8 protein-coding genes and 3 pseudogenes are annotated in these 10,650 nt (G+C 68.3%); 6 read left to right on the forward strand and 5 right to left on the reverse strand.

All coding sequences use genetic code 11. The features are described from left to right. The coding region (locus ACFY1J_RS45785; protein ID WP_390733287.1) for a transposase at positions 1-127 on the reverse strand (127 nt) is incomplete at its 3' end. 382 nt (positions 128-509) lie between these two features. Here ACFY1J_RS45785 and ACFY1J_RS45790 point away from each other — a divergent pair. Genes ACFY1J_RS45790 through ACFY1J_RS45800 form a run of 3 tightly spaced genes read left to right on the forward strand, consistent with a single transcriptional unit; the run spans position 510 to position 4,500 of the window. Next, positions 510-1,871: a cytochrome P450 gene (locus ACFY1J_RS45790; protein WP_390733285.1), complete on the forward strand. Its 1,362-nt coding sequence runs from the start codon at positions 510-512 to the stop codon at positions 1,869-1,871. A gap of 41 nt (positions 1,872-1,912) precedes the next feature. Beyond that, on the forward strand, positions 1,913-3,820 hold the full coding sequence (locus ACFY1J_RS45795) for a cytochrome P450 (protein WP_390733286.1): 1,908 nt from the start codon (positions 1,913-1,915) through the stop codon (positions 3,818-3,820). Next, positions 3,817-4,500 (forward strand): SDR family oxidoreductase, encoded by a 684-nt coding sequence (locus tag ACFY1J_RS45800; protein WP_390713327.1) that lies wholly within the window; start codon positions 3,817-3,819, stop codon positions 4,498-4,500. Before ACFY1J_RS45795 ends, ACFY1J_RS45800 begins: the two co-directional genes overlap by 4 nt. Positions 4,501-4,715: 215 nt before the next feature. On the opposite strand, the pseudogene ACFY1J_RS45805 reads toward ACFY1J_RS45800, so the two are convergent. The 3 genes and pseudogenes from ACFY1J_RS45805 to ACFY1J_RS45815 form a co-directional block, all read right to left on the reverse strand. Continuing rightward, positions 4,716-5,081: pseudogene (locus ACFY1J_RS45805) on the reverse strand (IS481 family transposase); the annotation flags it as partial. Between the two features lie 349 nt (positions 5,082-5,430). Beyond that, complete coding sequence (locus tag ACFY1J_RS45810; protein ID WP_390713328.1) at positions 5,431-5,640, reverse strand: hypothetical protein; 210 nt, start codon at positions 5,638-5,640, stop codon at positions 5,431-5,433. 322 nt (positions 5,641-5,962) lie between these two features. Next, positions 5,963-8,134 carry a SpoIIE family protein phosphatase gene (locus ACFY1J_RS45815; protein ID WP_390713329.1) on the reverse strand — a complete coding sequence of 724 codons (2,172 nt, stop codon included), beginning with the start codon at positions 8,132-8,134 and terminating at the stop codon, positions 5,963-5,965. 186 nt (positions 8,135-8,320) lie between these two features. Here ACFY1J_RS45815 and ACFY1J_RS45820 point away from each other — a divergent pair. Together ACFY1J_RS45820 and ACFY1J_RS45825 are read left to right on the forward strand one after the other, a co-directional pair. After that, a pseudogene (locus ACFY1J_RS45820) lies at positions 8,321-8,485 on the forward strand (argininosuccinate lyase); the annotation flags it as partial. Between the two features lie 197 nt (positions 8,486-8,682). Beyond that, positions 8,683-9,528 carry an alpha/beta fold hydrolase gene (locus tag ACFY1J_RS45825; RefSeq protein WP_390713330.1) on the forward strand — a complete coding sequence of 282 codons (846 nt, stop codon included), beginning with the start codon at positions 8,683-8,685 and terminating at the stop codon, positions 9,526-9,528. Between the two features lie 15 nt (positions 9,529-9,543). Here the strand turns inward: ACFY1J_RS45825 and ACFY1J_RS45830 are convergent. After that, positions 9,544-10,254, reverse strand: a pseudogene (locus ACFY1J_RS45830) (IS256 family transposase); the annotation flags it as partial. An 89-nt stretch (positions 10,255-10,343) separates the two neighbouring features. Here ACFY1J_RS45830 and ACFY1J_RS45835 point away from each other — a divergent pair. After that, positions 10,344-10,559 (forward strand): hypothetical protein, encoded by a 216-nt coding sequence (locus ACFY1J_RS45835; protein WP_390713331.1) that lies wholly within the window; start codon positions 10,344-10,346, stop codon positions 10,557-10,559. Positions 10,560-10,650: the final 91 nt, after the last annotated feature.

The following is a 10,650-nucleotide window of genomic DNA, read 5'->3' on the forward strand; positions in this document are numbered from 1 at the left end:
GCAGGGCCAGCAGTTCCGGCTCGTCGTTCGCGACGCGGCGCGAGAGCAGTCGCTTGCCCTCCACGTCCAGGACCACGCAATGGTGGTGCGTCTTACCGATGTCCGTACCCGCCCAGATCTGGGCCACGGACTCCTCCGGTCGTTCGTAGCGCGATGCGGTTCCGGACGACCTTGCCGGCGTGGTCCTACTCAGCGATGTACGACGCGGTACTCGCGGCTCCTAATCAGCGGTCAGGCCGTCGTGAGACACCGGGCGGCCAGGTTGGGAGAGCCATCGAGGGCAACCCTACGAAAGCCATACCCGGTGTCTCTGGGCCTCCAGACCCTACAAGTGGTCTTGATCAACCCGATCAAGAAGGTAGGACCCTACGAATGGCTGGGGCAAACAAACCCAGGAAGGAAGGTAGAGCACGACGAATGGATCGCCTTCCCCCGCCGCTACCTCCCCGAAGGCAGCATGGACACGATCTACAAAGATCAGATCGACCTCGTTACACCACCACAGGGACATGACCACCAGAATCACGGAATCCCTGCTCAGCGCGGTGACGGGCGGCGGCGCATCACTCATTTGGAGTAATTCGATCGTGCGCCGAGTCGCACGTCACCCGTTCGGAGTGGTCAATGGGGATGGGCTGACACGAGGCTTTCGCTCATCGCCCCGAGGGGTTGATGCCATGGGAATCATGGGCTCCATCGATGCTCTTGCGGATGTGCACGCCGGCGACCCGTACCCCGTCTACAAACGACTTCGTGAGACTGAACCGGTGTACCGGTGCCGGAGCGGCACCTACCTCCTGACGCGTTACCCGGACTGCCGGCGCGTACTGACCGGACGCGAGCTCTTCCTCGCGCCGGGTGCTCACCGGCCGTCCAGGGGGACGGCCGGACATGCCGCGCCGGTGCTGTCCCGCGTCATGAGCTCGCAGAATCCTCCCCGGCACACGAGAATGCGTGCGGCAGTGGCCCGGCGGTTCGCCGAGCACGTGCGACGTCGGCAGCCGTGGCTCAGCAGCCTCTGCGACCACCTGCTCGAACCCGTGATTGAAACGCTGCGCCACGGCGTCGCCGACATGACCCCTGTCGCCGAGGCATTCCCACGCGACACGATCATGCACTTGCTGGGACTGCCCCGGACCGACCGAGAGCTGGTCTCGACGCTCGTCGTCGACATCTTTCCGACTTCGGGGCCACTGCCCGGAGAAGCAGGCGACGGCGCGGCGGCGATGCGACGGCTCACCGACTACCTCCAAGGGGAAGTGGCCCGCAGGCGCCGTGCGCCCGGCGACGATCTGACGTCCGAACTCGTTCGTGTGCACACCGCCCGTCCCGAGGCCCTGCCGCACGACGAACTGATCAGCATTCTCACGGGCCTCACGGTCGCCGGATTCCCGCAGATTGCTGCGGGAATCGAGACCGGAATCGTCCTGATGATCCGTCACCCCGAGCGTGCGGTCTTCTTGGACGACCCTGTCCATGCCCGGATGTTCGTCGACGAACTGCTCCGCTACGACGCACCAGTGCAGTTCACCCCCGCCCCGCGCATTCCCGCCAGGACTGTGGTCATCGGCGGCGTGACGATACCGGCGGGCGCGCGGGTCTGGCCGGTGCTGGGCGCCGCCAACCGGGATCCCGCCGTGTACTCCCGGCCGGACGAGTTCCTGCCGGGACGCGGCGGACCACGTCATCTGAGCTTCGGTGGAGGCGCCCACTACTGCCTCGGCGCCGAACTTGTGCACCTCGAGATCGCGATGCTGTTGCAGCGGCTTCGGCAGCGGCTCCCCGATCTCGCGCAGGCACAGCCTCCTGCCCAGAGGTACGGGCGGCTGCGCGGGTTCACGTCCCTCCCCGTCATGCGAACGGAGCGCTGATTGTGAGGAACCGCAGGAGTCCCGGCGCAGGCCCGGAGAGCATGCAGGTCTTCCTGGAGCGCACCGCCTGCTCCACGTTCCTCGACGCCGCACTCGGTGTCTACGAAGCGATCAGGCCGGGCTGCCCCTACCCGTGCTTCGGCGTGCTGGTCGGCCGTATGCACGGTGGCAACGCCCGCATCGAGCGCGTCGAGTTCGGCCGCAACGTACGGGCCACCGACAGCGCGGCCCTGGGAGAGTTCGCGGAATGCATCGTGCCGTGCTTCGGGACGGCCTACGAGAACCCACATCGCGGGTACTGGTGCGATTCCACCGACCTGCTGCGCATCCTGCGGGGCGCCGAGGCCGACGACCTGGACATCCTCGGGTCGATCCACCTCCACCCCGACTGGCACAACATCGACTCACCAGGCGGAGGGCCGCCGCTGAGCGAGCACCCAACGAGTATGGACACGTACGTGTTCATCAACACCGGGTGGCCGGTCAACCTCATCTGCTACCTGGAGCGACGGAACTGCAGCATGTACCACTCGTGGGGTGCGTGGACCCCAAACGCCGCCGACCCCTCGAACCTCCGTTGTGACGCGCTGCCGGTGCGCCTGGCCCTGCCCGCCCATGCCCGGGGCAACGGACGGCCAGCGACTGCGCGGCATGAAGGTCTCGTGAACTCGGAGCAGGTCAACAACGTTGTCACCCACCCCACGCCGCCTCCGGGACATGGGGATGGCCACAATGTCACCGATCTCATGGATCAGCAGAGCTATGTGGATGCCCCCTATGAGCTGCTCGCCGGCTGGCGCGCCGAACGCCCCGTACAGCGCGTGACGTTCGCCGGCGCTCCGGTGTGGCTCGTCACGCGCCACGAGGACATCCGGACGGCGAGCAAGGATCCACGGCTCAGCAACGATCCGGAGCACAGCAACAAGACCGTCCGGTCCGCCCCGTGGGCCTTCGCCAACGAGACCTACACCGTCACGCGCAACATGCTCCGCTCCGACCCCCCGGACCACACGAGACTGCGTGCCCTGGTGGCAGGTGAGTTCACCCCGGGCCGCATCGAGGCCCTGCGTCCCCGCATCCAGGAGATCACCGACGACCTCCTCGCCCCGGTCCTTCCGTCGGGGCGCCTGGACGTCATCACCGACTTCGCCAAGCGTCTGCCGCTCACGGTCATCTCCGAAGTGCTCGGCGTGCCGGCCGAAGGGCGCGATACCTTCGCGCGTCTGGCCGGCGTCTACGTCGAGATGAGCGAGGGCGACCACGACCGCATGCCCCGCGCCGCCTGTGAGATGCGGGACTACCTCATCGGACTGCTGAAGGAGAAGAGGGAGGCCACCGTCGGCGCCGATGACCTGCTGGGGCGCCTTCTCGCGGGCGATCACCAGGAGGACGAGCTGATCGCCATGTCCTTCCTCCTCCTGGTGGCCGGTTTCGAGACGACCGCGAACCTCATCGGCAACGGCGTACTGGCCCTGCTGGAGCACCCCGAGCAACTGGCGATGCTCCGCGCACAGCCGCACGTCATGGGACAGGCGATCGAGGAGATCCTCCGCTGGAACGGCCCCATCAAGATGGCGCCCGTCCTGCGGTTCACGACGTGCGACGTACAGATCGGAGACGTCACCGTACCCGGTGGCGGAGAGGCCGTACTGCTGTCCTACGGCGCCAGCAACCGCGATCCCGCCCGTTTCGCCGAACCCGACCGGTTCGACATCCGCCGCGACAGCCGGGGTCACCTCGCCTTCGGACACGGGATCCACCACTGCCTGGGCGCGCCGCTCGGCAAGGCGGAAGCCACCATCGGGCTACGCACCCTTCTCGAACGCTGCGACGAACTGGCGCTCGCCACCGACCCTGGTGAACTGACCTGGGGACACAGCCGGTTCATGCATGGACTGACCAGCCTGCCGGTCACCTTCCGGCCCGTTGAACGAGGTGCCACACCATGACCACCCCACGACCGCGCGCCCTCGTGACCGGCGCCTCCCGGGGGATTGGCGCCGCCATCGCCCGTGCCCTCGCCCCCACGCACGACGTACTCCTCGGCGGCCGGGACGTCCGGTTGCTCAAGGCGCTCGCCCACGAACTGCCAGGAGACGCCGGCCCCTGGGTGGCCGACCTGGCGGATCCCGGGGAACTCGCCCGGGCCACGACGGACATCGACCGACTGGACGTGCTCGTACACAACGCGGCCGTCGCGGAACCCGGCACCATCGCCGACACCTCGCTCGACGCCTGGCAGCGCGTCTTCGCCGTCAACCTCTTCTCCGCCGCCGAACTCACCCGGCTGCTCCTGCCGCCCCTCCGTCGAGGCCGAGGACATGTGATCCTGATCAACGCCGGGTCCGGCCTCCGGATCAAGTCGCAGCGCGGCGCCTACGCCGCCAGCAAGTACGCGCTGCGAGCGTTCGCAGAGGCCCTTCAAGCCGAGGAGAGCCCCAACGGAGTCCGAGTGACGTCGATCCACCCGGGCCCGACAGACACCGAGCTGCAACGCAGGGCGGCCGAACGGGCCGGCCGTAAGCACCGCCCGGAGCAGCTCCTGCGACCCGAGTCGGTGGCCGCCGTCGTACTCAACGCGGTACGAGCACCTGCGGACGCGACGGTGTCCCGTACCGTCATCGACTGAGGACTGTTCAATGCCTGCCCTTGCCGGAAATCTCGTCCGTGCAGGTCAGGCGCATGCTGGTACTCGTGGAGGATGCCGCCGAGGCGGTCGCGTCGTCGTGCGTCGAGGTGGGCCAGCCTGCCCGGATCGGCGATCGGAGCGGGCAATGGGTGCAGCGGGCGGGCGTTGGCGACGCCCTGGTGCGGCCTGTGCCCGTTGTAGAAGTCCTCGAACTCGCGCGGGGCGTGGAGCAGGTGGCGTTGGTTCGAGATCAGGGTGCGGTCCAAGAGCTCGCGTCGGCAGGTCTGCACCCAGCGTTCCGTGAAAGTGTTCATTCTCGGCATTCGGATGCCGCTGAGCACGACCTCGATTCCCGCGTCGGTGAGGACGGCATCGAACAGGGCGGGGAACTTGCCGTCGCGGTCCCGGATCATGAACGGCGCCCGGCAGCCGGCGTCCTCCAGGTCCATGACGAGGTTCCTCACGGCCTGCACCAGCCACGAGGCGCCCGGGTGCATGGTGGCGCCCATGACGCGGATCCGCCGACTGGCGTGCTCGATCACCGCGAACACGTACCGGCGCGCCCCGGACAGGGGGACCATCTCGAAGAAGTCGCAGGCCAACAGGACATCGCCCGGGAGCGCAGGAAGCCGGCCCAGGACGTCATGGCGCACTCGGGTGCCGGGTCGATCCCGTCACCCAAAGGGTTTCCCATACGGTGGAGGCGGCCACCTGCACGCCCAGGACGAGCAGTTCGCCGCGGATCCGGCGATAGCCCCAGCCGGGATTCTCCTTCGCCAAGCGCAGGACGGGAGCCCGGACGGAGCGCGCCGTCCGCAGCCGTCCCGGGCGCTTCGGCCGGGAGGCAGCGGCGTGGCGGCGCGCTGGAAGACCGCGGTGCCGGCGCAGCACCGTGTCCGGGCGCACCAGCAACCGCACCCGCCGAGCACGTCACGCGGGAGCCGGTGCAGCAACGCGGCCAGGAACACCCGATCGCTCGGGGTGAACCGCACCCTGTCCTTGCCGAGTTGGCGTTCCGGCACCGTGATTCGGATGACGCAGCGCCAGGATCTCGATGTCCTTGCCCTGGTCACTCACCGGCAGCAGGCGCAGCATGGCGAACGCGTTCGCCACCCTGAGGTAGGCCAGTCCCAGCAGCACAGCCGGCCATCCTGCCGTGGCGACTATCGGTCACGCGAACAGCCCCGGTACATGCAACCGCGCACGACACCCGCGACCCCCTGTACGCCAGCTCCCACCAGGCCGGCCGCTGGTGAGGTCGGTCGCACAGCCCGCCGGGATGCCGGAGTCGATGGCGCCGCCCGAGCTGAAGACGCGCCAACCCGAACCGCGCCTGTTCCAACCGCCGGTGCTGCACGTAGGCCGCGTTCACAGACGGCATGGCCACCGTTGGAATTCTCTTCCCGATGCCCCCGAGTAGCGGTTGGCGCGGACCGCGGTCCGACCGTACGCATCGTGACCATCAGGTGGCGGTGACAACCAGTGCGGCCCGGTCGTCCGGGGTGGCATTGCCTGCGAAGGTGGTGACTGCGGCGGTGATGGACTCGATGAGGGCGGCGGCGGTGGGCGTCGCGGTCCGGACGGCGACGAGTGCGCCGGCCAAGCGGTCCTCGCCGAAGAATTCGCCGTTGGCGGAACGAGCCTCGGTGATGCCGTCGGTGACCAGGACCAGACTGTCGCCGGGGAACAGGTCAATGCCGCACGGGCAGAGGCCGGGGTCGGGACCGATACCCAACAGGAGGCCGGGTTGCGCGAGTTCTTCGACCGTGCCGTCGGCGCGGCGCACCAGAGGCGGTACGTGGCCTGCGCGAATCAGGTTGAGCGTCAGGTGGGAGACGGTGCGCCGTAGCTCGCCGTAGACGAGCGAAACGAACTGGTCCTCACCGGCGGTGCTCTCCGCCAACGCGTCGTTGATGGCGGCGACCACCGCCGCCGGGTTGTTCAGAAGGCGGGCAGCGGCGCGTGCCGTATGTCGGACGATTGCGGTGGTGGTGGCCGCCAGCGCCCCGCGTCCGGACACATCGCCGATCATGAGCGCCCAGTGGTCGGCGGATAGCGGGAAGACGTCGTAGAAGTCGCCGCCGACGTCGAGTCCTTCGCCGGCCGGATGGTACGACGCAGCCAGGGTGGCGCCGGGAATTCTGGGCAACTCGGGAGGCAGCAGCCCTGCTTGTAGATCGCGCGCCATCCGGACGCGGTCGGTGAACTGGTGGGCGTTGTCGGCACTCGAAGCGGCTCGGCGGGCGAGCTCCTGGGCCAGGGCGATCGTATGTCGGTCCAGGGGCAGGTCGGTGGCCAGGAGAGTCAGCACGCCGAAGGTGAGGCCCCGGGTGGTCAGCGGCACGCATACGTAACCTGTGAGGCCGAGCTGCGCGCAGAGGCCGCCCGCGTGGGCGGTCTCGGTGGTGCCGGAAGTCAGCACGCGGGCGACAGCGGCGTCCACCACGTCGCACAGTGCGGGAGAAGTGAGGAGCTTTGCCCCCTCAGGGGTCTCTGCGGCGACGGCGATGCGCTGGATCTGGCCGCGCTCGATCACGTGGACGACACACAGCGGTGCCAGAGCGGGAACAGTCAGTCGGGCCATGCGCTGCAGGCTGTCGGAATAGTGTGTCTCGCCCGCGATGGCGGTGCTGGCTTCCAGCAGGAAGGCGAGATCCTCACGCGCTGCCTTCTCACGCGCCTGGGCGGCTTGGCTCGCCTGCACCGCGGAGTGGCGTTCGATGGCCAACGCGGCTATGCGGGCGAATGCGGCGCTGAGCGCCACGTCCTTGTCCTCTGGAGACTTGGGGGTGCGGTGGTACATCGCGAAGGTGCCCAGCAGCAGACCGTCTGCGTCCTGGATCGGCGTGGACCAGCACGCCGCGACCCCGGCCCGCAGTGCCAGGTCCCGGTAGTCCTTCCACAGGGGATCGGTGGCGATGTCCGTGACGATCACCGGCTCGCGCCGGAAGGCGGCCGTACCGCACGAGCCGACGCCCTCGCCGATGGGGGTCCCATCGACTGCCTCGTTGTAGAAGTCGGGCAGGCGTGGGGCGGTGCCGTGCCGCAAGTGCTGTCCGTCGCGATCGACGAGCAGTACCGAGACGATCATGTCCGGGGAGAGGTCCTCGATCGCTGTGGCCATGCCGCAGAGGATCTCGTCCAGCGGGGCGTCGCGTGCGATCTGCTCCAGCAGCGCGCGCTGCTCGGCGGCCAGGAGATGCGCGTGGTGGTACGCGGTGGTCTCGACGGCGATCACCACGACCCCATCGATCCGGCCGACCGCGTCACGGCGGGGCTCGTAGGTGACGTCGAAGAATCTCTCCCGCTGCCTGTCCGGCCCGCCCAGCAGGAGCCGCCCGTCTTGGGCCCGGTACGCCACGCCGGTGCGGTAGACCGTGTCGAGCCGGTCGAGGACGCCCTGCGGAGCCAGTTCCGCAATCACTTCGCCGACCGGCTCGCCGATGCGCCCGCTGTCGCACCCGAGGGTCTCGAAGAATACTGAGTTCGCCGCTTCCAGCAGGTGCCTCGGGCCGCTGAGCGCGGCGAAGATCACCGGGGCCTGCCCGAACAGGTCCGCGTACTCCTCGCTCCGCCAGTCGATGGGGACGGAGTGGGCCGTGGCCGAACTGTGGGAATTGAAATATGTGGACATGACAGGCCACCTTCCCCTGCCTCCCCCGCCGACCGCGCCGCCGTGTCGCCGCCGCCCCCTCCACTTTGACACACGTCTCCGCTGTTCCAAGCGGCTGCCGGGTCGAGCACAGCGGTGCGCCACCGGAGTCGACGGGGTCACCCAACTCGATCTTATAGCGCGCCTGACCTGCGATTTCCCTCCCGCGCGCAGCTGACCCAAGAGGTCCGCTCCGTCCTCAACGTCTCCAGCGCCCTCACCTCGCGCAACGACTGCGGTGGCACGGCACCCAGCGCGGTCGCCGTCGAGCTCGTGGAGGCCGGGGCGGACATGGCGGCGCAGCACGCGTGGGCCACGCTCAAGCAGTCCTGACGGCCGCTCCGCAACAGTCAGAAGGGCCCGGACATCGCGTACGGGCGCCCTTGGTGCTGCCCGGACCACTTGATAACGGATGGGATTCGGCCACTGGCCGAAACCTTGACTCGCATCTACCCGGAGGTAAGTATTCCGGTTACTCGTTCGCCATTGCCGAACGCCGGTCGGTCGCAGCCGAGCATGAAAGGGACGTCATGCCCGTACGACGTACAAGCCGAACAGCCCGCCTCCTCGCCGTCACCGCCGTAGCGGCTCTCTGCGTCCTCGGCCTCACAGCCCCCGCGGGCGCCGCCGACACCCCGCCGCCGGGAGCCAACAACTGGTCGTGCAAGCCGGACTCCGCGCACCCGCAGCCCGTGGTCCTGGTCAACGGCACCTTCAAGACCTCTTACGAGAACTGGCTGACCCTGTCGCCCGCACTCGTGGACGCCGGTTACTGCGTCTTCTCCTTCGAGTACGGCGGACTGGAGACCGCTCCGATCCCGGACTCGGCGGCCGAACTGCGTGACTTCGTCAATGCCGTGCTCGGTGCGACCGGCGCCAAGAAGGTCGACATCGTGGGCCACAGCCAGGGCGGCATGATGCCCCGCTACTACGTCAAGTTCCTCGGCGGCGCCACCAAGGTCGACGACCTCATCGGCATCGTGCCCTCCAACCACGGCACCAGCAACCCGCTGGCCCTCGCAGCTGGTGCCACCGTCTGCCCCTCCTGCGTCGACCAAACCACCGGCTCCGATTTCCTGCAGAAGCTCAACTCCGACCCCGAGACCCCCGTCGGCCCCGACTACACGGCCATCGCCACCAAGTACGACGAGGTCGTGCTGCCGTACACCAGCGCCTTCCTCAAGGGCCCGGACTCGTACGTGACCAATGTCCTGCTCCAGGACCGCTGCCCGCTCGACACCACCGAGCACGACCAGGCACCCAAGTCCCCGCTGGTCGAGCAGTGGGTGCTCAACGCCCTCCAGCGGAACGGTCCGGCAGATCCGGCCTTCGTGCCGCGCTGCGTCAACGCGGGGTCTGTCCAGCTGACGGTGTAACTCGGGTGGTGTGAGTTATCGGCGGCCGACGGAGAGTCGGCCGTCGAAGGCGATGTCGAAGGCCTGGAGTGCGGGCTTCCAGCGCATGGTCCAGCGTTTGCTTCCTTGTCCGGTGGGGTCGAGGCTCATGATGGCCATGTAGACGCATTTGAGGGCTGCGGCTTCGTTCGGGAAGTGCCCGCGGGCGCGGACAGCCTTGCGGATGCGGGCGTTGACGCTCTCGATGGCGTTGGTGGTGCAAACGACGCGGCGGATCTCGGTGTCGAACTGGAGGAAGGGCACGAACTCGGCCCAGGCGTTCTCCCAAAGCCGCACGATCGCCGCATACTTGGTGCCCCACTCCTCCTGGAACTCAAGGAACCGGTCTTCCGCCGCGCTCGCGGTCGGGGCCGTGTAGAAAGGCTTGAGTGCGCGGGAGATCTTGTCCCAGTCCTGGCGGCCCGCGTAGCGGAACGAGGCCCGGATCAGGTGGACGACACAAGTCTGGGTGACCGCCTGGGGCCAGACCGCCGAGATGGAGCCGGGCAGGCCCTTGAGCCCGTCACAGACGACCATGCACACGTCCTCGACGCCACGGTTCTTGATCTCGCTCAGGACCTGCAGCCAGTATTTGGCGCCCTCGCCACCGTCGCCGGCCCACAGGCCGAGGATGTCCCGCGTGCCGTCCACGGTGACCGCGAGTGCGACGTAGATGGGCCGGTTCGCCACCTGCCCGTCGCGCACCTTGGTTCTGGCGACGATCTTGTGATCCGGACGCTTGAGCGGGTCCTGTCAGCTGTTCGCGATCATGCATCGCGTGCTCTCGTGATGTGCTCTTGGAGTTCTTTCCGCACCTGTCCGCGTTGCTGATCGAGGAGGTCCAGCGGCGGCCGGACAAGGCGGCGCCGAGAACGCGGGCGCGAGCGACGACCGCGGCCTGCCGGTGCGGCCATGGCCCGGTACGGGTGCACGGCCGGTATGTACGCCGGCTGCGTGATGTCGCCGTGGGCGGGCTCGGCGTCGTGATCGAGTTATGCATACGCCGCTTCTGAGCTGCCCCGAGTTTCGTAGAGTCCGATCTTGATTGGTTCAGGCGGACTGCGGGGTGGGCTCCTGGGCTCGATGCCAGTCGCGTTCGTACTC

Origin of the sequence: Streptomyces sp. NPDC001406, assembly GCF_042895285.1 — a bacterium.
In the GTDB taxonomy this organism is placed as follows: domain Bacteria; phylum Actinomycetota; class Actinomycetes; order Streptomycetales; family Streptomycetaceae; genus Streptomyces.